We start from the raw sequence: 24,513 nt of genomic DNA, 5'->3' as shown, positions 1-24,513 counted from the left end.
AAGAAGGGGACAGTAATGAGTCTCATCGAAGTCAAGGTTCCGGATATCGGCGATTTCAGCGGCGTCGATGTCATCGAAGTCAACGTCAAGCCGGGCGACGTGATCGAAAAAGAGCAGACGCTCATCACGCTCGAATCGGACAAAGCCTCCATGGAAGTGCCCAGCGACGTCGCCGGCACCGTCAAGGAAGTCAAGGTCAAGGCCGGCGAGAAAGTCTCGCAAGGCACGGTCATCGCCATCGTCGAAGCATCGGCAGGCGCCGCCGCACCCGCGAAAGCACCCGAACCGGCCAAGCCCGCAGCGGCTGCTCCGGCACCGGCCGCAGCCGCCCCGGCGCCCGCGCCGCAAGCCGGCAGCTACGCCGGCGCAGTCGACATCGAATGCGACATGCTCGTGCTCGGCGCCGGCCCCGGCGGCTACTCGGCCGCGTTCCGCGCAGCCGATCTCGGCATGAATACGGTGCTCGTCGAACGCTACCCGACGCTCGGCGGCGTGTGCCTGAACGTGGGCTGCATCCCGTCGAAGGCGCTGCTGCACACGGCGCTCGTCATCGACGAAGCCGAGGCGCTCGCGTCGCACGGCATCACGTTCGGCACGCCGCAGGTCGATCTCGACAAGCTGCGCGACTTCAAGGGCGGCGTCGTCAAGAAGCTGACGACGGGCCTCGCCGGCATGGCGAAGGCGCGCAAGGTCGAAGTCGTCACGGGCGTCGGCGCGTTCGTCGATCCGTATCACATGGAAGTGCAGGGCGAAAACGGCAAGAAGGTCGTCAAGTTCAAGCAGGCGATCATCGCCGCAGGCTCGCAGGCCGTGAAGCTGCCGTTCATGCCGGAAGACCCGCGGGTCGTCGATTCGACGGGCGCGCTCGAACTGCGCCAGCTGCCGAAGCGCATGCTCGTGATCGGCGGCGGCATCATCGGCCTCGAAATGGCGACGGTGTACGCAACGCTCGGTGCCGAAATCGACGTCGTCGAAATGATGGACGGCCTGATGATGGGCGCGGACCGCGATCTCGTGAAGGTCTGGGAAAAGTACAACGCGAAGCGCTTCGGCAACGTGATGCTGAAGACCAAGACGGTCGGCGCGGAAGCGAAGGAAGACGGCATCTACGTGAAGTTCGAGGGCGAGAAGGCGCCGGCGGAAGCGCAACGCTACGACCTCGTGCTCGTCGCGGTGGGCCGCAGCCCGAACGGCAACAAGATCGGCGCCGACAAGGCTGGCGTCGCCGTCACGGATCGCGGCTTCATCGACGTCGACAAGCAGATGCGCACGAACGTCCCGCACATCTTCGCGATCGGCGATGTCGTCGGCCAGCCGATGCTCGCACACAAGGCCGTGCATGAAGGCCACGTCGCCGCGGAAGCCGCGCACGGCGAGAAGGCGTACTTCGACGCACTGCAGATCCCGTCGGTGGCGTACACCGATCCGGAAGTGGCGTGGGCCGGCAAGACGGAAGACCAATGCAAGGCCGAAGGCATCAAGTACGGCAAGGCCGTGTTCCCGTGGGCCGCTTCGGGCCGTGCGATCGCGAACGGCCGCGACGAAGGCTTCACGAAGCTGATCTTCGACGAGGAAACCCATCGCGTGATCGGCGGCGGCATCGTCGGGCTGAACGCGGGCGACCTGATCAGCGAAGTGTGCCTCGCCGTCGAGATGGGCGCGGACGCGGAAGACATCGGCAAGACGATCCATCCGCACCCGACGCTCGGCGAATCTGTCGGCATGGCCGCCGAGCTGTACGAAGGCGTCTGTACGGACCTGCCGCCGCAACGCAAGAAGTAACGCGACCGGCACGGCCGGTCATGCACCGGCCATGAAAAACGCCGCCGCCCGGGCAAGCCGGGCGGCGGCGTTTTTTTTGCTCGCGGCTGGCACGGCGCTCGAACGGCTGCTCGAGCGTAGCGAACGGCGGCCGGTTCGCGCCGTTTCCGGCACCGGAAACGAAAAAAGCCGCGCTGGGCGCGGCTCTCTCAGGAGCAGCGGACGCTTACGCGGCCGGCTTGCTCGAACGACGCGCAGCGGCGGCGGTGGCAGCCTTCGTTGCGACGGCAGCAGCAGCGTTGAAGTTCGTTTCAGCGATCTCGACGGCTTGCTTCGTTGCCTTCTGAACCGTTTCGTACGTGGTGTTCGCAGCGTTCAGTGCCGACTTCAGCGCGGCGACAGCCGTTTCCGAACCGGCCGGGGCGTTCTTCGCGACGTTGTCGACGAGTGCCTGGACCTTCTTGTTCTGCTCTTCGAATTGCGCTTCGGCAACCTTCGTGAACTCGGCTTGCGTCGACGATGCGATTTCGTACAGGTGACGGCCGTACGACAGCACCTTTTCCGCGACCGGCTGCGACAGGCTCGCTTGCAGCGCGATCAGTTCCTGAGCGTCCTTCACCGACAGCAGACGCTGTGCGTTTTCCTGGCTCTCGACCAGCGTCGACTTCACGACCTGCAGGTTCAGTTCGATCAGCTTTTCGACGCCTTCGAACGCCTTGGTCGTCAGACCGAACAGGCTTTCGAGGTTGGCTTTCTGTGCGGCGGCGATTTGCTCGGGGGTCAGCAAGGACATGTCAAGCTCCTGAAAAGCGATCGCGTCGATCGCAGGGTAAGGGGGCACTACGATGGGGAACCTCGGATGCGCGTGCTTTGTGCAACGCAGCAATGAAACGTATTTTAGGGCAGAGAAAACGGATGTCAAGTATTTTTTGTGCGTTGCACAATCGTGACAAATTATCGATAAAACAACGAGTTATCATGGCCGTTCGGAATCGGTTTCACGCTCGATCCCAAATGGTGCGCACGGGCGCGGGGCAGGCGCGGCGCACCACGAGCATGCACAGGTAAACCTGACAGGCTTGTGGAACGTTATCCTTCCGTTCCTGTCGAAAACGCGCCGTTTCGATGCGCATGCGTGACATGCCGTGACGATGTGCCTTCGCCATGCTCAAGAGGCGCTGCAGGCCCGCCGAGCGCCGGATACGTAGTTTCCCCGCTTTAAATTGTCCCAAAAGTGACGTTATCTCAATTAACCGTGTGTAATCGGGAGACGGGCGCTGTCGGGCAGTGCTTCCCATGATTTTTTTCGATGGGGGCGGGAGGGTCGATTGGTCTGAGGTTGGCCGACCCTTACATTCCGGTTTAACGACGATCGGTAAGTGCCTAATATTGCTCTTTTTTTAAGCTTTAACTACACTTGCGGAAACCTCCCGCCCGCTTTGTCCAGACCCCAATGAAAGCCGAATCGTTTTCACCGCGCAGATTGTTGCAGAGCATGACGCTCGGCGCGGCTGTGTCGGTCGCCGTCGCCTTGTTGGCGACCGCCGCGTCCGTCGCGCCCGCTGACGCCTTTGCCGCCACTGCGAAGACCCAACAAGCCGCCAAGAAAAAGGCCGCCGCTCCTGCTTCGTCCGCGAAGAAGAAGTCGGTCAAGGCAGCATCCAGCCAATCCGCCAAGGTCGCCGCGGCCGATGCGCCGCGCGCGAAAGCGTCGCGCAAGCGCATGACGCTCGCGGCGGGCGTGCACGGCGGCCACCGCGGCGCGGTGCGCCAGGTCGCGTTCCAGCCGCGCCGGCCGACGGTCGGCCAGGCGTTCGGCCTGCACGACACGCCGGATGCGCTCGCGCTGCGCTCGAGCGTCGCGTACGTCGTCGACCAGAATTCCGGCGAGCCGCTGTTCGACAAGAATTCGCACGCCGTCGTGCCGATCGCGTCGATCTCGAAGCTGATGACGGCGATGGTCGTGCTCGACTCGAAGTCGCCGATGGCCGACCAGATCGAAGTCACCGACGAAGACCGCGACTACGAGAAGGGCACGGGCTCGCGCCTGTCGGTCGGCTCGGTGCTGTCGCGCGAGGACATGCTTCATATCGCGCTGATGGCGTCGGAAAACCGCGCGGCGGCCGCGCTGTCGCGTTATTACCCGGGCGGCCGTCCGGCGTTCATCGCCGCGATGAACGCGAAGGCGAAGGCGCTCGGCATGGCCGATACGCATTTCGAGAATTCGACCGGCCTGTCGAGCTCGAACGTGTCGAGCGCGCGCGATCTGGTGAAGATGGTCAATGCCGCGTACCAGTACCCGATGATCCGCCAGTTCTCGACCGATCGCAGCTACGAGGTGTACACGGGCAAGCGCAATCTCGCCTACAACAGCACGAACGCGCTGATCCGCGGTAACGGCTCGTGGGACATCGGCTTGCAGAAAACGGGCTTCATCAACGAAGCGGGCGAGTGCCTCGTGATGCAGGCGACGATCCACGGCCGGCCGATGGTGATGGTGCTGCTCGATTCATTCGGCAAGTATTCGCGCTTCGCCGACGCGGCACGCCTGCGCAACTGGCTCGATGCCGGCGGCGGCGAGCGCCTGACGGCAGCCAACACGCCGAACGGCGGCACCTGATCGTCTGCGGCGGTCCGCCGTCGCGCCGATTGGCTGCAAGAAAAAACCCCGCAATCGCGGGGTTTTTTCGTTCGGGAGAACCGGGGCCGGTGAAGGTGGCTTATGCCTGCCGCTGCAGCCCGTCCGCATCCTTCGTGGGCGCCGGCCGGTAGCCGAGCGATTCCGAGATGGTGAGCGCCGTGCGGCTCAACTGGCCGAGCCACGCGTCCTGAAGGCGATCGGCCGGCGCCGACAGCGACAGGCCCGCGACGAGCTTGCCCGAATCGTCGTAGATGCCGGCCGCGATACAGCGCACGCCGAGTTCCAGCTCTTCATTGTCGCGTGCGCACGATTGCTGGCGGACGATCGTCAGCTCACGCTCGAGCTTCGCGATGTCGGTGATGCTGTTCTGCGTATGGCCGGACAGCCCCGTGCGCGTCGCATAGGCGCGCACGCGCGACGTTTCGTCGGCCGCGAGGAACAGCTTGCCGACCGACGTGAGGTGCAGCGGCGCGCGGCCGCCGATCGCGCGGACGACCTGCATCCCCGAACGCTCCGAATATGCGCGCTCGATATAGACGATCTCGTCGCCCTGGCGCACCGACAGGTTCACGGTCTGCCCGGTGAGACGGTGCAGTTCGCGCATCGGCATCAGCGCCGCGTCGCGCACCGACAGGCGCGCCTTCACGAGGTTGCCGAGCTCGAGTAGCCGCATGCCGAGGCGGTACGTGCCGGGATCGGAGCGGTCGACGAGACGGCAGGTCACCATGTCGTTGAGGATGCGGTGTGCGGTCGACGGATGCAGCTCCGTCCGCTGCGCAAGCTCCTTCAGGCTGACGGGGTCGCTGTGCGCGGCGAGCGCGTCCAGCAGCCGCATCATGCGTTCGATCACCTGGATCGACGTTTTTGAATCCGGGGTGGGTTGGCTCATGTCGGGGAGGAATCGGTTGACGCGTCAGGCGGTGTTGCGCCGATTGTATCTCGTATTGTGAAAAAAGCGAACGCCGTTCGAGGAAGTCCTCGCTTCGCGCCGGGCGGGCTTGCGCGCAAGCCCGCGTTGGTCTTGCCGGCCAAACGGCGGATAATGAGAGCCGTTTTCTCGAAGGAGCACGTATGCGAGTCGGTTTGTTCGTGACCTGCCTGGTCGATCTGATGCGCCCCGAAATCGGTTTCTCGGCGCTCAAGCTGATTCGCGACGCCGGCTACGAGGTGATCGTGCCGCCCGCGCAGACTTGCTGCGGCCAGCCGGCCTATAACTCCGGCGAGCGCGCGCTGGCGCGCGATCTCGCGGAAAAGACGCTGCGCGAGTTCGAGCAGTTCGATTACGTGGTCGCGCCGTCGGGCTCGTGCGGCGGGATGATCCGCACGCACTACGGCGACCTGTTCCGCGACGACCCCGAACTGATGGGGCGCTACGCGCGGTTTCAGCAGAAAGTCTACGAACTGACCGATTTCCTCGCGAACGTCGCCAGGGTCTCGCTCGAGCCCGGTGAATTCACCGGGCCCGTTACCTATCACGACTCGTGCTCGGGCCTGCGCGAACTCGGCGTGAAGGCGCAGCCGCGCGCGCTGCTCGCGCAGCGCGGCATCGCGGTCACCGAGATGAAGGATTGCGAGCACTGCTGCGGCTTCGGCGGCACGTTCGCGGTCAAGTACGGCGATATTTCGGCGGCCATCGCGGACGAGAAATGCGCGAACGTGCGTGCGTCGGGCGCGGGCGTCGTCGTGCTCGGCGATCTCGGCTGCATGCTGAACATCGAAGGGCGGTTGCGCCGCACCGGCGACCGCGACACGCGCGTGCTGCACGTCGCGCAAGTGCTGGCGGGCGACGTCTGACGCCCGGTTCCGCTCACTTTTCCCCCGATACCGCGATGCAAGTCCAATCGATGCATTTCAAGGCGCGCGCCGGCCAGAAGCTGGCCGACCAGCGCCTGCAGCAGAACCTGAAGAAGCTGTCGACGAAGTTCGTGTCCGCGCGCGCCGACGCGATGACCGCGATCGACTTCCCGGCCACGCGCGCCGCGCTCAAGGCGCGCCGCAACCGCGCGCTGGAGAACCTCGACGTGTGGCTCGACGCATTCGAGCGCGAGGCGACGCGGCGCGGCACGACGGTACTGTTTGCCGAAACGACCGCGGATGCCGCGCGGCTCGTGGCCGACATCGCGCGCCGGCACGACGTGAAGAAGGTCATCAAGACCAAGTCGATGGTGTCCGAGGAGATGCGTCTGAACGCGGTGCTCGCGGAGATGGGCGTGCAGTCGGTCGAGACGGATCTCGGCGAATACATCCTGCAGATCAACGACAACGAGCCGCCGAGCCACATCATTGCGCCCGTCGTGCACAAGGACAAGGAAGAGATCGCCGACCTGTTCGCGCGCACGCACCACCGCGAGCGGCTCACCGAGATTCCGGACATGACGCGCGAGGCGCGCGAGGTGCTGCGCCCGCATTTCATGTCGGCCGACATGGGTGTGACGGGCGGCAACTTCGTGATTGCCGAGACGGGTTCGGTCGCGATCGTGACGAACGAAGGGAACGAGGGGATGTGCACGGTGATGCCGCGCGTGCATGTCGCGGTGACGGGCATCGAGAAGGTGCTGCCGACGCTCGAGGATCTGGCGACCGCGATGCGCCTGTTGCCGCGCTCGGCAACGGGGCAGAAGACGTCGAACTATTTTTCGCTGCTGACCGGGCCGCGCGGGCCGGGCGACGAGGACGGCCCCGAGCACAACTACGTGGTGCTCGTCGACGGCGGCCGCACGGGCCTGATCGGCGGCGAGTTCCAGGAGATGCTGCGCTGCATCCGCTGCGGCGCGTGCATGAACCACTGTCCGGTTTACCAGAAGGTCGGCGGCCATGCGTACGGCTGGGTCTACCCGGGGCCGATGGGGGCGGTGCTGACGCCGAGCTACGTCGGGCTCGAGCGCACGCTCGACCTGCCGCAGGCCGCGACGCTGTGCGGCGAATGCGACAGCGTGTGTCCGGTCGGGATTCCGTTGTCGCACCTGTTGCGCACGCTGCGCGAGAAGCAGGTCGAGCGGCACCTGCGGCCGTGGCGCGAGCGGGCCGCGCTTGCCGCATGGGGCTTCGTCGCGCGGCGGCCGACGCTGTACGCGCTGACGACCAAGCTCGCGGTGCGCGTCCTCGAGCGGCTGGGCGGTAACGGCGGCACGCTGCGGCGTCTGCCGATGATGGGCGGCTGGATGGACACGCGCGACATGCCGACGCCGACCGGGCGCACGTTCCGTGAACTGTACGCGGCATCGCAAAGTCACCTCGGCTGAGCACTGTTCATCCGGCGACAACAGTGCGTTCGCTATTTACATATTTATCTCGATAGATGCGGTCTATAGAATCCTGTCTGTAGTCCCCGGAATCGGGTTTCGGGGAACGAGGTCAAGGAGGTCCGCATCATGAAAAAGACAATATCGATGTACTGGCCGCTGGCAATCGTCGTCCCGCTGGCCGCGGCTGCCTATCTGCATGCGATGGCCGATGCGCCGGCGCGCGGCCCGCTCGCGGTCCACCAGGCGTCTGCCGAACTGGCGCGCGCGGTGTCGTTCGGGCTGGTCGACGACGCGGCGAAGCCGCTGCCGGCGGCATCCGGCGACGTCGTGCTCGCCGCGCCGAAGGCGCTGTAATGCTGGGCGCCGTCGCCTTGCGCGGCGGCGCGATTTCGGGCGCCATTTGTATAATGGCGCGTTCTTGTTCCACGCGGTCCGCCGCGGCTTTCCGATAGTGCGATGACCCGCGTTGCGATCTGTTTCGTCTGTCTCGGCAACATCTGCCGTTCGCCCACCGCGGAAGGCGTGATGCGCCATCAGGTCGACGCTGCCGCACTGGCGGATCGGATCGCGATCGATTCGGCCGGCACCGGCGACTGGCATGTGGGCGAGCCGCCCGATACGCGTGCGCAGGCTGCCGCGCGCAGCCGCGGCTACGACCTGTCGGCGCTGCGCGCGCGGCAGGTGAGTGCGGCGGACTTCGAGCGTTTCGACCTGCTGCTCGCGATGGACGAAGCGAATCTCGCGGAACTGCACCGCCGCTGCCCGCCGCAGCATCGCGGCAAGGTGCGTCTGCTGATGGAATTCGCGCCGGGCGCGTCTGAAACTGAAGTGTCCGATCCTTATTTCGGCGGCGCGCAGGGCTTCGAGCAGGTGCTCGATCAGGTCGAACGCGCGTGCGCGGGCCTGCTGGAGACGCTTCGAGCCCGCACGGAGCGCTGATCGCGCGGTATTCAGCGATCTGCGAATACCCTTTCGAAGGCATGGATACTTGACTAAAATCGTCAAATATTTATACTTGACCAAAATCGTCAAGATTGCAGTCCCCTAGACACCATGAGACTCACCACCAAAGGCCGTTTCGCCGTCACGGCGATGATTGACTTGGCACTGCGCCAGGAGCAGGGCCCGGTGACGCTTGCAGGCATCAGCCAGCGCCAGCGGATTTCGCTCTCGTATCTCGAACAGCTGTTCGGCAAGCTGCGCAGGCATGAAATCGTCGAATCCGTGCGCGGCCCGGGCGGCGGCTACAACCTCGCGCGTCGCGCGCAGGATGTCACCGTTGCCGACATCATCATCGCGGTCGATGAACCGCTCGACGCCACGCAGTGCGGCGGCAAGGGTACGTGCGACGGCTCGAAGCAGCCCGACGGCCATTGCATGACGCACGAGCTGTGGTCGACCCTGAACCAGAAGATGGTCGAATACCTCGATTCGGTGTCGCTGCAGGATCTCGTCGATCAGCAGCGCGCACGCGAGGGCGCACCTGCGGTGCTGCGCGACCGGCGCACGCCGGAGCCCGTCGCCGCGCCGGCCGAGCCCGTGCGTACGATGCCGCTCGGCCCCAATTCGGTGTTCAACATCGCGAGTTCGTGAGCGCGAAGGCGCCCGCCATACCCCATAACGCACATAGTCCCTGCACAGAATACCCGGAGCGACAGATGACCCAAGAGACTCTCCACCTGCCCATCTATATGGATTACAGCGCGACGACGCCCGTCGATCCGCGCGTGGTCGACAAGATGGTGCCGTACCTGCGCGAGCAGTTCGGCAACCCGGCGTCGCGCAGCCACGCTTACGGCTGGGACGCGGAGCGTGCAGTCGAGGAGGCGCGCGAGCAGGTGGCAGCACTCGTGAACGCGGATCCGCGCGAGATCATCTGGACGTCCGGCGCGACGGAATCGGACAACCTCGCAATCAAGGGTGCCGCGAATTTCTACAAGGGCAAGGGCAAGCACATCATCACGGTGAAGACCGAGCACAAGGCCGTGCTCGATACGTGCCGCGAGTTGGAGCGCGACGGTTTCGAAGTCACCTACCTCGACGTGAAGGATGACGGCCTGATCGACCTCGACGTGTTCAAGGCCGCGCTGCGCCCCGACACGATCCTCGTGTCGGTGATGCACGTGAACAACGAGATCGGCGTGATCCAGGACATCGAGACGATCGGTGAAATCTGCCGCGAGAAGGGCATCGTGTTCCACGTCGACGCTGCACAGTCGACCGGCAAGGTCGGGATCGACCTCGCGAAGCTGAAGGTCGACCTGATGTCGTTCTCGGCGCACAAGACCTACGGCCCGAAGGGCATCGGCGCGCTGTACGTGCGCCGCAAGCCGCGCGTGCGCATCGAGGCGCAGATGCACGGCGGCGGCCACGAGCGCGGGATGCGTTCGGGCACGCTGGCGACGCACCAGATCGTCGGCATGGGCGAAGCGTTCCGCATCGCGCGCGAAGAAATGGCGACCGAGAACGAGCGCGTCCGCATGCTGCGCGACAAGCTGCTGCGCGGCCTGTCGCAGATCGAGGAAACGTACGTGAACGGCGACATGGAGCATCGTGTCCCGCACAACCTCAACATCAGTTTCAACTTCGTCGAAGGCGAGTCGCTGATCATGGCGATCAAGGACGTCGCGGTGTCGTCGGGCTCCGCGTGCACGTCGGCGTCGCTGGAGCCGTCGTACGTGCTGCGTGCGCTCGGCCGCAACGACGAGCTCGCACACAGCTCGATCCGCTTCACGGTTGGCCGCTTCACGACGGAGCAGGAAGTCGACTTCGTGATCAACCTGCTGAACAGCAAGATCGCGAAGCTGCGCGAACTGTCGCCGCTCTGGGAAATGCACCAGGAAGGCATCGATCTGTCGACGATCGAATGGGCCGCACACTGAACACCGCATTGAATGCACCCGCGGGCGGATTGGCGCACGCAGCGTAACGAGTCAAGGAGTCTGAGTCATGTCTTACAGCAACAAGGTTCTGGATCACTACGAAAACCCGCGCAACGTCGGTTCGTTCGCGAAGGACGACGACACGGTCGGTACGGGCATGGTCGGCGCGCCGGCCTGCGGCGACGTGATGAAGCTGCAGATCCGCGTCGGCGCGGACGGCGTGATCGAAGACGCGAAGTTCAAGACCTACGGTTGCGGCTCGGCGATCGCGTCGAGCTCGCTCGTGACCGAATGGGTGAAGGGCAAGACGCTCGACGAGGCGCTGTCGATCAAGAATACGCAGATCGCCGAAGAGCTCGCGCTGCCGCCGGTGAAGATTCACTGCTCGATCCTCGCGGAAGACGCGATCAAGGCAGCCGTGGCCGACTACAAGAAGCGTCACGACACGAAGGAAGGCGATCAGGCAGCGGCCTGAGCGGCATCGAGCGGGTTGGGTTCAGAAGGAACGCGGCGGGCCCCGGTGGCGTGCCGCGGCAAGGACATCATGGCAATTACACTGACCGAAAAAGCAGCACAGCACGTGCAGAAATACCTCGTCCGTCGCGGCAAGGGTGTTGGCCTGCGGCTTGGCGTTCGCACGACCGGGTGCTCGGGGCTCGCGTACAAGCTCGAGTATGTCGACGAGCTGGCTCCCGAGGATCAGGTGTTCGAGAGCCATGGCGTGAAGGTCGTCGTCGATCCGAAGAGCCTCGCGTACATCGACGGCACCGAGCTCGACTTTGCCCGCGAAGGCCTGAACGAAGGGTTCAAGTTCAACAACCCGAACGTGAAGGACGAGTGCGGCTGCGGCGAATCGTTCCGCGTGTGACGCGGATCTCCGCGCGATGCGGGCAAGAGGCGGCACGGGCCGCCTTTTTAATGTGCGGCGTTTGCCGCGCGACGAACCGGAATTGAACGCGACGATGGTCTCGCTGAAAGACAGCCACTTCGACCTGTTTCACCTGCCGGCGCAATTCGCGCTCGACGAGGCGGCGCTGGATGCCGCCTACCGGACGGTACAGACGCAGGTGCATCCGGACCGCTTCGCGGCGGCCGGCGACGCGCAGAAGCGCATCGCGATGCAATGGGCAACCCGCGCGAACGAGGCGTACCGCACGCTGCGCGATCCGCTGAAACGCGCGTCCTATCTGCTGTCGCTGCGCGGCGTCGACATCGGCGCTGAAAACAACACCGCGATGGAGCCTGCGTTCCTGATGCAGCAGATGGAGTGGCGCGAGGGCATCGAGGATGCCGCGGCCGCCCGCAACGTCGCCGCACTCGACACGCTGCTCGCCGAGTTGCGCGACGAGAAGCGCGTACGCGTCGAGCGCCTCGGCACGCTGCTCGACAGCGGTGCCGATCAGGCCGCCGCCGAGGCCGTGCGCCAGTTGATGTTCATCGAACGGGTCGCATCGGAAGTGGGCACACAGATCGAACGCCTCGAAACTTAACCGCGTGCCTTGCGGCACGCGCAGCAAACGGGCCGAGCGCCCGAACGAACCAAGATGGCTTTACTGCAAATTTCCGAACCGGGCATGGCGCCGGCGCCGCACCAGCGGCGACTCGCCGTCGGGATCGATCTCGGCACGACAAACTCGCTCGTCGCTGCCGTGCGCAACAGCGTGGCCGAAGTGCTGCCGGACGAAACGGGCCGCGTGCTGCTGCCGTCGGTGGTCCGTTATCTCGAGAAGGGCGGCCGCCGCATCGGCCACGAAGCGAAGGAGCAGGCCGCGACCGATCCGCGCAACACGATCGTGTCGGTCAAGCGCTTCATGGGTCGCGGCAAGGCCGAGGTCGAAGGCGCGGCGAACGCGCCGTATGAATTCGTCGATGCGCCGGGCATGGTGCAGATCCGTACCGTCGACGGCGTGAAGAGCCCGGTCGAAGTGTCGGCGGAGATTCTCGCGACGCTGCGCTATCGCGCCGAAGATTCGCTCGGTGACGATCTGGTCGGCGCGGTGATCACGGTGCCCGCGTATTTCGACGAAGCGCAGCGCCAGGCGACCAAGGATGCCGCGCGTCTCGCGGGCCTCAACGTGCTGCGCCTGCTGAACGAACCGACTGCTGCGGCGATTGCCTACGGCCTCGACAACGCGGCTGAAGGCCTCTATGCGGTGTACGACCTCGGCGGCGGCACGTTCGACCTGTCGATCCTGAAGCTGACGAAGGGCGTGTTCGAAGTGCTGGCCGCGGGCGGCGATTCCGCACTCGGCGGCGACGACTTCGATCACGCGCTGTTCGGTCAGGTGCTCGCGCAGGCCGGCATCGACGCAAAGACGCTCGCGCCCGAGGACGTGCGCCTGCTGCTCGACCGTGTGCGCGTGCTGAAGGAGGCACTGTCGTCCGCGCCGGAGGCATCGCTCGACGTGACGCTGTCGGGCGGCGCGCACGTCGTGCAGACGATCTCGCACGACACGTTCGCATCGCTCGTCGAGCCGCTCGTGCAGCGCACGCTCACACCGACCCGCAAGGCGCTGCGCGACGCGCAGGTGACGCCGGCCGACATCAAGGGCGTCGTGCTCGTCGGCGGCGCGACGCGCATGCCGGTAATCCGTGACGCGGTCGCGAAGTATTTCGGCCAGCCGCCGCTCGTGAACCTCGATCCGGACCAGGTCGTCGCGCTCGGTGCTGCGATCCAGGCCGACCTGCTCGCGGGCAATCGCGGCACCGGCGACGACTGGCTGCTGCTCGACGTGATTCCGCTGTCGCTCGGCGTCGAGACGATGGGCGGCCTCGTCGAGAAGATCATTCCGCGCAACTCGACGATTCCGATCGCACGCGCACAGGAATTCACGACTTTCAAGGACGGCCAGACCGCGATGGCGATCCACGTCGTGCAGGGCGAGCGCGAGCTCGTCGCCGACTGCCGGTCGCTCGCGCGCTTCGAGCTGCGCGGCATTCCGCCGATGACGGCCGGCGCCGCGCGGATTCGCGTGACCTATCAGGTCGACGCGGACGGCCTGCTGTCGGTGTTCGCACGCGAACAGCTGTCGGGCGTCGAGGCGTCGGTGGTCGTGAAGCCGTCGTACGGCCTCGCCGACGACGACATCGCGAAGATGCTCGAGGACAGCTTCAAGACCGCCGAAATCGACATGCGCGCACGCGCGCTGCGCGAAGCGCAGGTCGAGGCCGAGCGGATGCTCGAGGCGACGCAGGCCGCGCTGGCGACCGACGGCGAACTGCTCGATGCGGACGAGCGCACGCAGATCGACGCGCTCGCCGCGGCGCTGCGCGCGGTTGCGCAAGGCGACGATACGAATGCGATCGAAGCGGCGACCAAGACGCTGGCCGACGGCACCGACGAATTCGCGGCGCGCCGGATGGACAAGAGCATCAAGCGCGCACTGTCGGGCCGCCGGCTCGACGAGATCTGAATTCACGAACTGCGCATCGGCCGGCGACGGCCTGCGCGATAATGAACCGTGCGGCGCCTGTCGCCGCACCCTGACTGACGGAACGGACATGCCTCAACTGGTGGTGCTGCCTCACGTCGAACTGTGCCCGGACGGCGCAGTGATCGACGCGACGCCCGGCAAGAGTATCTGCGACAACCTGCTCGACCACGGAATCGAGATCGAGCATGCATGCGAGAAGTCGTGCGCGTGCACGACGTGCCATGTGGTGATCCGCGAGGGCTTCAACGATCTGGCGCCGTCCGAGGAGGACGAGGACGACCTGCTGGACAAGGCGTGGGGCCTCGAGCCGACGTCGCGCCTGTCGTGCCAGGCGATCGTGACGGAAGATTCGGACCTGGTGGTCGAGATTCCGAAGTACTCGATCAACCACGCGAAGGAAAATCACTGACAACCCGGAGGCAGGCGATGAAATGGACCGATTCGCGCGAAATAGCCATTGCACTGGCGGACAAGCACCCGGACATCGACCCGCAGCGGATCAACTTCGTCGACCTGCGCCAGTGGGTGCTTGAACTCGACGGCTTCGACGACGATCCGAAGCATTCCGGCGAGAAGATCCTCGAAGCGATCCAGGCGCACTGGATCGACGAATCGGATTTCGACGACGAAGACTGAGCACGGCGTGCGCTGTAATGGCGCACACGGCCGGCAATGAAAAAACGGCTCGTGAGCAATCGCTCGCGAGCCGTTTTCGTTTTCAGGTCGCTTGCCCGGGCACGACGCGCGGGCAGCGGCCGCTTACGCGCCGACCAGCGTGCCGTTCTCGATCCGCACGCGCTGGCCCTGGCCGAACGGCGGCGGGTTGTGGTACGTGAACGTGCGCGTCGCGCCGCTTTCCATCTGCACTTGCACCTGATAGTCGGTTTCCGCGCGTACCTGCTTCTCGACCTGGTTGCCGGCGAGACCGCCGCCCAGCGCACCGATGATCGTCATCGCGGTGCGGCCGTTACCGTTGCCGAACTGGTTGCCGAGCAGGCCGCCGGCCGCTGCACCGCCAACGGCGCCGATCCCCGAGCTCTGGCCCGGCGTGCGCGTCTGCGTGATCGCGACGACCGTGCCGCAGCTTTGGCAGTAGGCAGCCTGGGCGGGCGCGGACGGCTGCTGCTGCGCGTATTGCGGCGGCTGCGGTGCCTGCGTATGACGGCGGTGCGTCGTCGCCGGGCGCGCGGGCTTCGGTTCGGCCTGCGCGATCGCCTTCTGCTGCGCGGCGGCTTGTTCGGCCGCCTGCTGCCGGGCTTGCGCGGCCAGCGCGGCGCTGGCGGCCGCAGCCGTATCGACGGCCGGCTGCGACGCGATCAGCGCGGCCTGGGTCTGGCCGTTCTGTTCGTTGCTGCTGCTGGCCTTCGGGAATACGCCCGTAATCGCTGCCGTTGCCGCAAGGCTGGCGACGATAACGGCGCCGGCTGCAGTGGCGATCAGCGGATGGAGGCGTTGCTTTTGCGGCGTGGTCTGATTCTGGTTGTCCATTTTTTTCTCCGATGTCGATCCGGATCGGTACGTTGTCGCCGGGCCGGATCCCACGCTTCGGGGTCAAGCAGACTCGGCGTTCCGGCGCCTCGTTCTGGTCCCGTGCTCATGCGTGGTGACGCAAAAGGAGTGTCGTCGACCGGCGAGGGGCGCGCCGTATCAAGGTGTAACGAATTGCAGCGGGGCGTGGGCGATCGTTACCGGGAAAACCCGGGGCAGGCCGTCGCGACGAGGGAATAAAACGGGGGAGGATCGAAAGCCGGCGGACGCCGGCTGGCGGGATTTACGCGTCGTTACAAAGCTGATGCGTGCGCGCCGCAGGGCGCGGCGCACACGCGGGCGCGGCCGTCAGTCTTCGCGGCGCAGATGGGGGAACAGCAGCACGTCGCGGATCGTCGGGCTGTCGGTCAGCAGCATCACGAGGCGGTCGATGCCGATCCCGCAGCCGCCGGTCGGAGGCATCCCATATTCGAGCGCGCGGATGTAGTCGGCGTCGAAGAACATCGCTTCCTCGTCGCCCGCATCCTTCTGCTCGACCTGCTTCTTGAAGCGCGCGGCCTGGTCTTCAGGGTCGTTCAGCTCCGAGAAGCCGTTCGCGATCTCGCGGCCGGTCATGAACAGCTCGAAACGCTCGGTGATGCCCGGCACTGTATCCGATGCGCGTGCGAGCGGCGACACCTCGACCGGGTAGTCGATGATGAACGTCGGTTCCCAGAGCTGCGCTTCGGCCGTTTCCTCGAACAGCGCGAGCTGCAGTGCGCCGATGCCCGCGTTCAGGAACGCCGGCTGCTTGACATCGACGCCGAAGCGCTTCAGTTCGGTGCGCAGGTACGCGTCGTCCGACAGCTGGCCGTCGGTGTATTGCGGTGCATACTTCTGGATCGCCTGCGTGATCGTCAGGCGATGGAACGGCTTCGCGAGGTCGAGCTCGCGGCCCTGGTACTGGATCGTCGCGGTGCCGAGCGCGTCGATCGCCGCCTGGCGGATCAGCTGCTCGGTGAAGTCCATCAGCCAGCGGTAGTCGGTGTACGCGGCGTAGAACTCCATCATCGTGAATTCCGGGTTGTGACGCGGCGACACGCCTTCGTTCCGGAAATTGCGGTTGATTTCGAACACGCGCTCGAAGCCGCCGACGATCAGGCGCTTCAGGTACAGCTCCGGCGCGATGCGCAGGAACATCTGCATGTCGAGCGCATTGTGATGCGTGACGAACGGCTTCGCGGCCGCGCCGCCCGGGATCGGGTGCAGCATCGGCGTCTCGACTTCCATGAAGTCGGCCGAATCCATGAACTTGCGGATCGACGCGATCGTCCTGGTGCGTGCGCGGAACGTGTCGCGCGTTTCCGGCGTGACGATCAGGTCGACGTAGCGCTGGCGGTAGCGCATTTCCTGGTCGGCGAGGCCGTGGAACTTGTCCGGCAGCGGGCGCAGCGCCTTCGACAGCAGGCGCAGCTCCTTGCACTGGACCGACAGCTCGCCCTTGTTGGTGCGGAACAGCACGCCGCGCGCGGCCACGATGTCGCCGAGGTCCCACTTCTTGAACGCGTCGTAGGTTTCCGCGCCGACGTCGTTCGGCGTCACGAAGAACTGGATCTGGCCCGAACCGTCCTGCACCGTCGCGAAGCTCGCCTTGCCCATCACGCGCTTGAGCATCATGCGGCCGGCGACCGACACCTCGACCGGGTTCGCTTCGAGCGCGGCCTTGTCCGAGTCGGCGAATTTCACCTGCAGATCGGCCGCGTGGTGCGTCGGACGGAAGTCGTTCGGGTAGGCGACGCCTTGCTCGCGCAAAGCGCGCAGCTTCTCGCGGCGCTCGGAAATGATCTGGTTTTCGTCCGCTGCGACGGCGGGCTGCGTTTGGGTCGGTTCGGTCATGATGGTCGGAATTCGGAGTGGGTGCGGCAACGCAAACGGGAAGGGCAAGGGCGGCGCGACCTGGCCAGGCCGCGCCGCGGCGCTTACACGCCCTGTTTGAGGCTCGCGCTGATGAAGTCGTCGAGATCGCCGTCGAGCACCGCGCGGGTGTTGCTCATTTCGACGTTCGTGCGCAAATCCTTCACGCGGCTCTGGTCGAGCACGTACGAGCGGATCTGGTGGCCCCAGCCCACGTCGGTCTTGCTCGATTCGAGCTTGTCCTGTTCGGCCTGGCGCTTGCGCATCTCGACTTCGTACAGGCGCGACTTCAGCATCGCCATCGCTTCCGCGCGGTTGCGGTGCTGCGAGCGGTCGTTCTGGCACTGCACGACGATGCCGGTCGGCATGTGCGTGATCCGCACGGCCGAGTCGGTCTTGTTGATGTGCTGGCCGCCGGCGCCCGAGGCGCGGTACGTGTCGATGCGCAGGTCGGCCGGGTTGATCTCGACTTCGATCGAGTCGTCGATTTCCGGATAGACGAACACCGACGAGAACGACGTGTGGCGGCCGCCCGACGAATCGAACGGCGACTTGCGCACGAGACGGTGGATGCCCGTTTCGGTGCGCAGGAAGCCGTATGCGTATTCGCCCGAGACCTTGACCGTCGCGTTCTTGATGCCGGCGACGTCGCCGTCGGACTCTTCGAGCACCTCGGCCTTGAAGCCCTTGCGTTCGCAGTAGCGCAGGTACTGGCGCAGCAGCATCGACGCCCAGTCGCACGCCTCGGTGCCGCCGGCGCCGGCCTGGATGTCGATGAAGCAGTTGTTCGGGTCGGCCGGGTTCGAGAACATCCGGCGGAACTCGATGTCGCCAACGCGTGCCTCGAGCTTCGCGGCGTCGTCTTCCGATGCGACGAGCGTGTCCTCGTCGCCTTCCTCGCGGGCCAGCTCGAACAGGTCGAGCGCGTCGCGCAGGTCGCTATCGAGCGCCGTCAGCGTCGTGACGACGCCTTCGAGCAGCTTCTTCTCGCGGCCGAGTGCCTGGGCGTTCTTCGAATCGTTCCAGACGTTCGGGTCTTCGAGTTCCTTGTTGACTTCGGTCAGACGCGCGGCTTTGGCGTCGTAGTCAAAGATACCCCCGAAGCTCGCCCGCGCGGTTGCGCAGGTCGAGCAGGGAGCTTTCGATCGCGTTGAGACGTTCCGCTTCCATGATCGTTCGCTTTTCTTGCTTCGTAAAAAAGCGGAATTATAGCCGATCGGCAGGGTTGCCCGGTGACGGGAACGGTGCTCGCACGCGTGCCGCGGCCCCGTCCGGTGCGGCGTGCATGCATCGGCGGGCATCGCGGGCCGGGCGGCCCGCGCTCAGCCGGCCGCGTGTTCGACGATCAACTGGACGCGCGTGACGCCGTTCCACGTGTCGGCGACGAGGCGGTACGCGATCAGCGCGCTCGCCGGCAGCGGCTCGGTATGGTTGAACCAGATCGCGTTGAAGCGCTGGCGGCCGCGCGCAAGCTGCAGCTTCAGGTGCTTTTCCTTCACGAGCGACTGTGACACGACGTCGAATTCGCCCGAGAAAAGCGGGGCCGGAAAACCTTGCCCCCAGACGGCTTCGTCGAGCAGCCCGACGAACTGCGGTGTGAAGTAAGCGTCCTCGAGTTCGCCGTCGGTCTCGATCACGCGGGCGAGCGCGTCGTCGGACAGCCATTCGCGTGCGACGGCCTCGAACGCGGCCGCGAAGCGCGGCACGTTCTCGGTATCGAGCGTGAGGCCGGCCGCCATTGCATGGCCGCCGAACGCGACGATCAGGTCCGGTTCGCGTTTCGACACGAGGTCGAGCGCGTCGCGCAGGTGGAAGCCGGCGATCGACCGGCCCGATCCCTTGACCCGCTTGCCTTCGTCGTCCGCGTGCGCGAACGTGAACGACGGGCGGTGGAATTTTTCCTTGAGTCGCCCGGCGACGATGCCGATCACGCCCTGGTGCCATTCGGGGTTGAACAGCGTGATCGTGCACGCGTCGGCCGGGTCGACGTCGGCGAGATCGGCGAGCGCCTGCTGCTGCATGCCGGCCTCGATCTCGCGGCGCTCGCGGTTCATCACGTCGAGCTGCTGCGCCAGATCCCACGCGCGGCCGATGTCGTCGGTGATCAGGCATTCGATGCCGAGCGACATGTCGGACAGCCGCCCCGCGGCGTTGAGCCGCGGACCGAGGCCGAAGCCGAGGTCGAAGCCCGACGCGGTGCGTGCTTCGCGCGCGGCGGCGCGGAACAGCGCGGCGATGCCCGGCTGCATGCGGCCGTTGCGGATGCGCTGCAGCCCCTGCGCGACGAGCACGCGGTTGTTGCCGTCGAGCCGCACGACGTCGGCGACGGTGCCGAGCGCGACGAGGTCGAGCAGGCCGTCGAGACGCGGCTCGGCTTCCTTGCTCGCGAATGCACCGCGGCGGCGCAGCTCGGCGCGCAGCGCGAGCAGCACGTAGAACATCACGCCGACGCCGGCGATGTGCTTGCTCGGGAACGCGCAGCCGGGCTGGTTCGGGTTGACGATCGCGCGGGCGGCGGGCAGCGCGTCGCCGGGCAGGTGGTGGTCGGTGACGAGCACGTCGATGCCGCGCGCGTTCGCGGCTTCGACGCCCGCGACGCTCGCGATCCCGTTGTCGACGGTGATCAGCAGGTCGGGCTTGCGCGCGGCAGCGAGCTCGACGATCTCGGGCGTGAGGCCGTAGCCGTATTCGAAGCGGTTCGGCACCAGGTAGTCGATCTGCGCGCCGAACATCCGCAGGCCGCGCACCGCGACCGCGCAGGCGGTCGCGCCGTCGCAGTCGTAGTCGGCGACGACGAGCAGGCGTCGTTGGTCGGCGATCGCGTCGGCGAGCAGCGACGCCGCGTCGGCGCAACCCTTCAGCTCGGTAGGCGGGACGAGACGCGCAAGCGCGGTCTCGATGTCGGTCGGGGACTGCACGCCGCGCGACGCATACAGGCGCGCGAGGACGGGATGCAGGCCGTGGCGCGCGAGCACTTCGGCGTCGGCGGGCGCGACGGGGCGGGTAACGATCCGGGTCATTCGGGGTCTGCTTGTTATTCGAACAGGGAGGCGAGCGCACGGCGGCGCCAGAACTTGCGCAGGTCGCCGCGCGTCGCGTGCAGCGTCACGGAGCTCGTATCGCCGCACAGCGTGAATTCGACGCTGGCGAGCGCGCCGTTTTGCAGCGCGGCGAGCACCGGCGCGAACCAGTCGCGCTCGAGCGCGGCGAGCCCGTCGTGCCAGCGCGCCCAGTCCTGTTCGATGAATGGGGTGGTCAACGCGGGGAGTTCGACGAGCGTCGCGCCGTCGCCGGCGGGCAGCGCGCCGAACGCGGCGGGTGGGGGGGCGGCTTCGGCTTGCGCGGCGCGCGCGAGGCCGAGCGCGGCGGGCGATGCGGACAGCACGCGCGCGAACGGCTTGCCAACCGGCTTCAGCGTGCCCTGCGCATGGAACCAGATCGAGTTGACGGCCGGCAGGCCGCGCGCCTCGCGGGCTTCGTTGACCGGGTGCTGGAACCACGCCATCTGTACTTCGTTCTGCAGTTTCATCCACATCCGCGAGCGTTCGCCCGTGTGTGCCTCGTGCGGCAGCCAGATCTCGATGTTGCGGCCGCTTGCGCGCAGCGGCGCGGCGCCGGCGAGCCGTGCGAGCTGTTCGCTCGACAGGTACCAGCGCGCGGGGTTCGGCGCTTCGAGCCGCACGCCGAGCTCCTCGATCAGCGGCCGCGCGACCGCGAGTAGCGCGGCCGCGTCGCCGTCGTCGAGCGCGAGGGCCGCCGGATCGACGAGCACCAGGTGATCGTGCGCGATTTCGACGTGGACGGGCTCGACGCATGCCCATGCTTGCGCGCCGGGGTCGCCGCCGTCCGCCAGCAACATGTAGGGCGCGAGCGGCGCCTCGTCCGCGGCGTTGCCCTGGGTCGCGCCGAACTGGCGGGCCAGCCAGCGCTCGTGCGGCAGCGTGCGCTGGAAGTCCTCGCCGGCCACGCGCTCGACGAGGCGCGCACGGGCGAGCAACTTTTCGAGCGCGGGGCTGTCCAGCGTGTGCAGGGACGAGGCCGCATCGGCCGCCGACGGCAGCGCGAACGGAACGAGAAAATGGAGGCGTCGGTCGTGCATGATGGTGCGCATTGTATGGCAAACTGCGCGCGTGATCGGGCCGGCAGACGGCCTGTTCGCGTCCGGCGGCCGTTTTTCGACCGTACCCTGGCCGGTGGTGGCCGCCGGGCGGCGGTCCGGCCGCGGGGCGCCTTCCCGCCGTAACCAGCAGAAAGGATTCGCTTGAAACTTCCGTACGAATGGCAGATCGGCTGGCGCTATACGCGCGCCGGCAAACGCACGACCGGCAACGGCTTCATTTCCTTCATCGCCCTCGTGTCGATGCTCGGGATCGCGCTTGGCGTCGCGGCGCTGATCGTCGTGCTGTCGGTGATGAACGGCTTCCAGAAGGAGGTGCGCGACCGCATGCTGTCGGTGCTCGCGCACGTCGAGGTGTTCTCGCCGACGGGCTCGATGCCCGACTGGCAACTGACCGCGCAGGAAGCGCGCCGCAATCCGTCGGTGGTCGGCGCGGCGCCGTACGTCGACGCGCAGGCGCTGCTCACGCGCCAGGACGCGGTGAGCGGCGTGATGCTGCGCGGCGTCGAGCCGACGCTCGAGCCGCAGGTATCCGACATCGGCAAGGACATGAAGGCCGGGCAGCTCGGCGCGCTCGTGCCGGGCCAGTTCGGCATCGTGCTCGGCGACGCGCTCGCCGGCAACCTCGGCGTGACGGTCGGCGACAAGGTCACGCTGGTCGCGCCCGAAGGCTCGATCACGCCGGCCGGCATGATGCCGCGCCTGAAGCAGTTCACGGTCGTCGGCGTGTTCGAGTCGGGCCACTACGAATACGACAGCACGCTCGCGATGATCAACATCCGCGATGCCGAGGCATTGTTCCGGATGACTGCGCCGACCGGCGTGCGGCTGCGGCTGACGGACATGCAGAAGGCGCCGCAGGTTGCGGTCGAGCTGTCGCATACGTTGTCGGGCAGCCTGTACATCCGCGACTGGACACAGCAGAACAAGACGTGGTTCTCGGCCGTGCAGATCGAGAAGCGGATGATGTTCATCATCCTGACGCTGATCATTGCCGTGGCCGCGTTCAACCTCGTGTCGTCGCTCGTGATGACCGTGACCAACAAGCAGGCCGACATCGCGATCCTGCGCACGCTCGGCGCGCAGCCGGGGTCGATCATGAAGATCTTCGTCGTGCAGGGCGTGACGATCGGCTTCGTCGGCACGGCGTCGGGCGTTGCGCTCGGCTGCCTGATCGCGTGGAGCATCCCGTGGCTGATCCCGATGATCGAGCACTTGTTCGGCGTGCAGTTCCTGCCGCCGTCCGTGTACTTCATCAGCGAGCTGCCGTCCGAACTCGTCGCGAGCGACGTGATCCGGATCGGCCTGATCGCGTTCGCGCTGTCGGCCGTCGCGACGCTCTATCCGAGCTGGCGCGGCGCGAAGGTGAAGCCGGCGGAGGCGCTCCGCTATGAATGACCGCGCAACCGCATTCGCGGATTCAGAACAACACAACAGACAGGATTCGGCAGGTATGCAGGAATACGTGCTTCAGGCGCGCGGGATCACGAAGGCGTTCGTGCAAGGCGGCTTCAACGTGCAGGTGCTCAACAATGCCGAGCTGACGGTGCGGCGCGGCGAAAAGCTCGCGATCGTCGGCGCGTCGGGTTCCGGCAAGAGCACACTGCTGCATGTGCTGGGCGGGCTCGACGAGCCGAGCGCGGGCGAAGTGTCGCTGCTCGGCAAGCCGTTTACGCAACTCGCCGAGCGCGAGCGCAACGAATTGCGCAACCGCGCGCTCGGCTTCGTCTACCAGTTCCATCACCTGCTGCCCGAGTTCACCGCGCTCGACAACGTCGCGATGCCGCTGCGCATCCGCCGGATGACGACCGAGGACGCGCGCGCGCAGGCCCAGGCGATGCTCGAACGCGTCGGTCTCGGCCCGCGTGCGAAGCACCGGCCGGGCGAACTGTCGGGCGGTGAGCGGCAGCGTGTCGCGATCGCGCGCGCGCTGGTCACGAAACCCGCATGCGTGCTCGCCGACGAGCCGACCGGCAACCTCGACGGCACGACGGCAGACACGGTGTTCAACCTGATGCTCGAACTGTCCGAGACGCTCGAAACGAGCTTCGTGATCGTCACGCACGATCCCGATCTCGCCGCACGCTGCGACCGCATCATGCGGCTGCGCGACGGCGTGCTGCACGAGGAGCCGGCGCTGCCGGTGTAAGCGAACGCCCCTGGCCGGGCCGCCGGGTTCGTCCCGGCGCGGCGCGAGGGGTACAGGAATGCCGTCATGTGGATCGATACGCACTGCCATCTCGATGCCGCCGAGTTCGACGCCGACCGTGACGCGGTCGCGCAGGCGGCACGCGCGGCCGGCGTGTCGCGCATCGTGATCCCGAGCATCGGGCGCGACAACTTCACGACAGTGCGCGAACTTGCGCAGCGCACGCCGGGTGCCGTCTATGCGCTCGGCATCCATCCGATGTATACGCCGCACGCGCGCGACGAGGATCTCGACCGGCTGCGCATGGAGATCGAGGCGAGCCTCGACGATCCGCGCTTCGTCGCGATCGGCGAGATCGGCCTCGACTATTTCGTGCCGGGGCTCGACGAAGACCGGCAGCAGTTCTTCTACCAGGGGCAGCTCAAGCTGGCGCGCGAATTCGACCTGCCCGTGCTGTGCCACGTGCGCAAGTCGCAGGACCGCGTGCTCGCGGGGCTGCGCCGCTTCGGCGTGCGGCGCGGCATCGCGCATGCATTCAACGGCAGTTTCCAGCAGGCCGAAGCGTATCTCGCGCAGGGGCTGCATCTCGGCTTCGGCGGCAACGTGACATTCACGCGCGCGTTGCAGATCCGCCGGCTTGCGGCGCAATTGCCGCTCGACGCGATCGTCGTCGAGACGGACGCGCCCGACATCGCGCCCGAATGGGCGTACAAATCCCGCAACACGCCCGACCAGGTGCCGCGCATCGGCGACGTGCTCGCCGAACTGCGCGGTCTCGACGCCAGTTCACTTGGCCTATCCACTTCGGCTAACGCGCTCGCCGCGCTGCCGCGACTCGCGCTTTCGTCCGCATAATCGTTGCCGGAAGGCGCCGCATTCGCAATGGCGGCGCCAGGTCGACGA

24 protein-coding genes are annotated in these 24,513 nt (G+C 66.4%); 17 read left to right on the top strand and 7 right to left on the bottom strand.

Annotation, left to right across the window (positions count from 1 at the left end):
• Positions 1-15: 15 nt before the first annotated feature.
• Complete coding sequence (lpdA, locus tag ACNQQL_RS24025; protein WP_347066174.1) at positions 16-1,782, top strand: dihydrolipoyl dehydrogenase; 1,767 nt, start codon at positions 16-18, stop codon at positions 1,780-1,782.
• A gap of 205 nt (positions 1,783-1,987) precedes the next feature.
• Here the strand turns inward: lpdA and ACNQQL_RS24020 are convergent, their stop codons facing one another.
• Positions 1,988-2,554 carry a phasin family protein gene (locus ACNQQL_RS24020; protein ID WP_034183551.1) on the bottom strand — a complete coding sequence of 189 codons (567 nt, stop codon included), beginning with the start codon at positions 2,552-2,554 and terminating at the stop codon, positions 1,988-1,990.
• A 660-nt stretch (positions 2,555-3,214) separates the two neighbouring features.
• Between ACNQQL_RS24020 and pbpG the strand changes: the two genes are divergently transcribed.
• Complete coding sequence (gene pbpG, locus ACNQQL_RS24015; RefSeq protein ID WP_347066171.1) at positions 3,215-4,381, top strand: D-alanyl-D-alanine endopeptidase; 1,167 nt, start codon at positions 3,215-3,217, stop codon at positions 4,379-4,381.
• A gap of 100 nt (positions 4,382-4,481) precedes the next feature.
• Here the strand turns inward: pbpG and ACNQQL_RS24010 are convergent, their stop codons facing one another.
• Entirely contained in the window at positions 4,482-5,291 is an 810-nt protein-coding gene (locus ACNQQL_RS24010; protein ID WP_027786965.1) for an IclR family transcriptional regulator, read from the bottom strand.
• A 182-nt stretch (positions 5,292-5,473) separates the two neighbouring features.
• Here ACNQQL_RS24010 and ACNQQL_RS24005 point away from each other — a divergent pair, with 182 nt between their 5' ends.
• From ACNQQL_RS24005 to iscX, 12 genes are all read left to right on the top strand, one after another.
• Positions 5,474-6,196, top strand: a complete 723-nt coding sequence (locus ACNQQL_RS24005) for a (Fe-S)-binding protein (protein WP_347066169.1) — start codon at positions 5,474-5,476, stop codon at positions 6,194-6,196.
• 35 nt (positions 6,197-6,231) lie between these two features.
• Positions 6,232-7,644 (top strand): lactate utilization protein B, encoded by a 1,413-nt coding sequence (locus tag ACNQQL_RS24000; RefSeq protein ID WP_072436997.1) that lies wholly within the window; start codon positions 6,232-6,234, stop codon positions 7,642-7,644.
• Positions 7,645-7,773: 129 nt separating this feature from the next.
• Positions 7,774-8,001, top strand: a complete 228-nt coding sequence (locus ACNQQL_RS23995; RefSeq protein WP_034183556.1) for a hypothetical protein — start codon at positions 7,774-7,776, stop codon at positions 7,999-8,001.
• 102 nt (positions 8,002-8,103) lie between these two features.
• Complete coding sequence (locus ACNQQL_RS23990; protein ID WP_347066166.1) at positions 8,104-8,586, top strand: low molecular weight protein-tyrosine-phosphatase; 483 nt, start codon at positions 8,104-8,106, stop codon at positions 8,584-8,586.
• 114 nt (positions 8,587-8,700) lie between these two features.
• Entirely contained in the window at positions 8,701-9,240 is a 540-nt protein-coding gene (gene iscR / locus ACNQQL_RS23985; RefSeq protein ID WP_009691731.1) for a Fe-S cluster assembly transcriptional regulator IscR, read from the top strand.
• 65 nt (positions 9,241-9,305) lie between these two features.
• Positions 9,306-10,529 (top strand): IscS subfamily cysteine desulfurase, encoded by a 1,224-nt coding sequence (locus tag ACNQQL_RS23980; protein WP_347066164.1) that lies wholly within the window; start codon positions 9,306-9,308, stop codon positions 10,527-10,529.
• Positions 10,530-10,596: 67 nt separating this feature from the next.
• Positions 10,597-11,004, top strand: coding sequence for a Fe-S cluster assembly scaffold IscU (gene iscU / locus ACNQQL_RS23975; RefSeq protein WP_006481982.1), 408 nt, complete (start codon positions 10,597-10,599; stop codon positions 11,002-11,004).
• Positions 11,005-11,073: 69 nt separating this feature from the next.
• Positions 11,074-11,397, top strand: coding sequence for an iron-sulfur cluster assembly protein IscA (gene iscA / locus ACNQQL_RS23970; RefSeq protein ID WP_011885413.1), 324 nt, complete (start codon positions 11,074-11,076; stop codon positions 11,395-11,397).
• A 94-nt stretch (positions 11,398-11,491) separates the two neighbouring features.
• On the top strand, positions 11,492-12,019 hold the full coding sequence (gene hscB, locus ACNQQL_RS23965) for a Fe-S protein assembly co-chaperone HscB (protein WP_347066160.1): 528 nt from the start codon (positions 11,492-11,494) through the stop codon (positions 12,017-12,019).
• Positions 12,020-12,073: 54 nt separating this feature from the next.
• Positions 12,074-13,942 (top strand): Fe-S protein assembly chaperone HscA, encoded by a 1,869-nt coding sequence (hscA, locus tag ACNQQL_RS23960; RefSeq protein WP_347066158.1) that lies wholly within the window; start codon positions 12,074-12,076, stop codon positions 13,940-13,942.
• Between the two features lie 88 nt (positions 13,943-14,030).
• Entirely contained in the window at positions 14,031-14,372 is a 342-nt protein-coding gene (gene fdx / locus ACNQQL_RS23955) for an ISC system 2Fe-2S type ferredoxin (protein ID WP_034188939.1), read from the top strand.
• A 17-nt stretch (positions 14,373-14,389) separates the two neighbouring features.
• Entirely contained in the window at positions 14,390-14,599 is a 210-nt protein-coding gene (gene iscX / locus ACNQQL_RS23950; protein ID WP_021157676.1) for a Fe-S cluster assembly protein IscX, read from the top strand.
• Positions 14,600-14,722: 123 nt separating this feature from the next.
• On the opposite strand, the gene ACNQQL_RS23945 is transcribed toward iscX, so the two are convergent.
• The 5 genes from ACNQQL_RS23945 to ACNQQL_RS23925 all read right to left on the bottom strand — a co-directional run bounded on the left by ACNQQL_RS23945 (position 14,723) and on the right by ACNQQL_RS23925 (position 21,443).
• Positions 14,723-15,451 carry a glycine zipper 2TM domain-containing protein gene (locus ACNQQL_RS23945; protein WP_072437000.1) on the bottom strand — a complete coding sequence of 243 codons (729 nt, stop codon included), beginning with the start codon at positions 15,449-15,451 and terminating at the stop codon, positions 14,723-14,725.
• A gap of 348 nt (positions 15,452-15,799) precedes the next feature.
• Complete coding sequence (gene lysS, locus ACNQQL_RS23940; protein ID WP_347066155.1) at positions 15,800-17,326, bottom strand: lysine--tRNA ligase; 1,527 nt, start codon at positions 17,324-17,326, stop codon at positions 15,800-15,802.
• A gap of 83 nt (positions 17,327-17,409) precedes the next feature.
• A protein-coding gene (gene prfB / locus ACNQQL_RS23935) for a peptide chain release factor 2 (protein WP_111016646.1) occupies positions 17,410-18,514 on the bottom strand; the annotation gives its coding sequence in 2 pieces (ribosomal slippage) (positions 17,410-18,432 and positions 18,434-18,514; 1,104 coding nt in all).
• 152 nt (positions 18,515-18,666) lie between these two features.
• Positions 18,667-20,364, bottom strand: coding sequence for a single-stranded-DNA-specific exonuclease RecJ (gene recJ, locus ACNQQL_RS23930; RefSeq protein ID WP_175961244.1), 1,698 nt, complete (start codon positions 20,362-20,364; stop codon positions 18,667-18,669).
• 14 nt (positions 20,365-20,378) lie between these two features.
• Positions 20,379-21,443, bottom strand: a complete 1,065-nt coding sequence (locus ACNQQL_RS23925; RefSeq protein ID WP_347066152.1) for a regulator — start codon at positions 21,441-21,443, stop codon at positions 20,379-20,381.
• A 162-nt stretch (positions 21,444-21,605) separates the two neighbouring features.
• Between ACNQQL_RS23925 and ACNQQL_RS23920 the strand changes: the two genes are divergently transcribed.
• From ACNQQL_RS23920 to ACNQQL_RS23910, 3 genes are all read left to right on the top strand, one after another.
• Positions 21,606-22,859 (top strand): lipoprotein-releasing ABC transporter permease subunit, encoded by a 1,254-nt coding sequence (locus tag ACNQQL_RS23920; protein ID WP_347066150.1) that lies wholly within the window; start codon positions 21,606-21,608, stop codon positions 22,857-22,859.
• A complete protein-coding gene (gene lolD / locus ACNQQL_RS23915; protein WP_416392708.1) occupies positions 22,852-23,610 on the top strand; it encodes a lipoprotein-releasing ABC transporter ATP-binding protein LolD in 759 nt (252 codons plus the stop codon). The genes ACNQQL_RS23920 and lolD overlap by 8 nt, the downstream gene beginning before the upstream one ends.
• A gap of 66 nt (positions 23,611-23,676) precedes the next feature.
• Positions 23,677-24,465: a TatD family hydrolase gene (locus ACNQQL_RS23910; RefSeq protein ID WP_105392843.1), complete on the top strand. Its 789-nt coding sequence runs from the start codon at positions 23,677-23,679 to the stop codon at positions 24,463-24,465.
• Positions 24,466-24,513 lie beyond the last annotated feature (48 nt).

The organism is Burkholderia sp. LFS061, from assembly GCF_047978125.1.
Taxonomy (GTDB): Bacteria; Pseudomonadota; Gammaproteobacteria; order Burkholderiales; family Burkholderiaceae; genus Burkholderia; species Burkholderia pyrrocinia_C.
Note: the sequence above shows the minus strand (reverse complement) of the source record. Positions and strands in the feature narration are given on the sequence as shown.

Coding starts and splice junctions, on each gene's coding strand:
- hscA (WP_347066158.1), top strand. CDS start 12,074: ATGGCTTTACTGCAAATTTCCGAACCGGGCATGGCGCCGGCGCCGCAC.
- recJ (WP_175961244.1), bottom strand. CDS start 20,364: ATGACCCGGATCGTTACCCGCCCCGTCGCGCCCGCCGACGCCGAAGTG.
- ACNQQL_RS24020 (WP_034183551.1), bottom strand. CDS start 2,554: ATGTCCTTGCTGACCCCCGAGCAAATCGCCGCCGCACAGAAAGCCAAC.
- iscA (WP_011885413.1), top strand. CDS start 11,074: ATGGCAATTACACTGACCGAAAAAGCAGCACAGCACGTGCAGAAATAC.
- iscX (WP_021157676.1), top strand. CDS start 14,390: ATGAAATGGACCGATTCGCGCGAAATAGCCATTGCACTGGCGGACAAG.
- lysS (WP_347066155.1), bottom strand. CDS start 17,326: ATGACCGAACCGACCCAAACGCAGCCCGCCGTCGCAGCGGACGAAAAC.
- hscB (WP_347066160.1), top strand. CDS start 11,492: ATGGTCTCGCTGAAAGACAGCCACTTCGACCTGTTTCACCTGCCGGCG.
- ACNQQL_RS23910 (WP_105392843.1), top strand. CDS start 23,677: ATGTGGATCGATACGCACTGCCATCTCGATGCCGCCGAGTTCGACGCC.
- lolD (WP_416392708.1), top strand. CDS start 22,852: ATGAATGACCGCGCAACCGCATTCGCGGATTCAGAACAACACAACAGA.
- ACNQQL_RS24000 (WP_072436997.1), top strand. CDS start 6,232: ATGCAAGTCCAATCGATGCATTTCAAGGCGCGCGCCGGCCAGAAGCTG.
- pbpG (WP_347066171.1), top strand. CDS start 3,215: ATGAAAGCCGAATCGTTTTCACCGCGCAGATTGTTGCAGAGCATGACG.
- ACNQQL_RS24005 (WP_347066169.1), top strand. CDS start 5,474: ATGCGAGTCGGTTTGTTCGTGACCTGCCTGGTCGATCTGATGCGCCCC.
- ACNQQL_RS23995 (WP_034183556.1), top strand. CDS start 7,774: ATGAAAAAGACAATATCGATGTACTGGCCGCTGGCAATCGTCGTCCCG.
- ACNQQL_RS23990 (WP_347066166.1), top strand. CDS start 8,104: ATGACCCGCGTTGCGATCTGTTTCGTCTGTCTCGGCAACATCTGCCGT.
- ACNQQL_RS23980 (WP_347066164.1), top strand. CDS start 9,306: ATGACCCAAGAGACTCTCCACCTGCCCATCTATATGGATTACAGCGCG.
- iscR (WP_009691731.1), top strand. CDS start 8,701: ATGAGACTCACCACCAAAGGCCGTTTCGCCGTCACGGCGATGATTGAC.
- lpdA (WP_347066174.1), top strand. CDS start 16: ATGAGTCTCATCGAAGTCAAGGTTCCGGATATCGGCGATTTCAGCGGC.
- ACNQQL_RS24010 (WP_027786965.1), bottom strand. CDS start 5,291: ATGAGCCAACCCACCCCGGATTCAAAAACGTCGATCCAGGTGATCGAA.
- ACNQQL_RS23925 (WP_347066152.1), bottom strand. CDS start 21,443: ATGCACGACCGACGCCTCCATTTTCTCGTTCCGTTCGCGCTGCCGTCG.
- fdx (WP_034188939.1), top strand. CDS start 14,031: ATGCCTCAACTGGTGGTGCTGCCTCACGTCGAACTGTGCCCGGACGGC.
- ACNQQL_RS23945 (WP_072437000.1), bottom strand. CDS start 15,451: ATGGACAACCAGAATCAGACCACGCCGCAAAAGCAACGCCTCCATCCG.
- iscU (WP_006481982.1), top strand. CDS start 10,597: ATGTCTTACAGCAACAAGGTTCTGGATCACTACGAAAACCCGCGCAAC.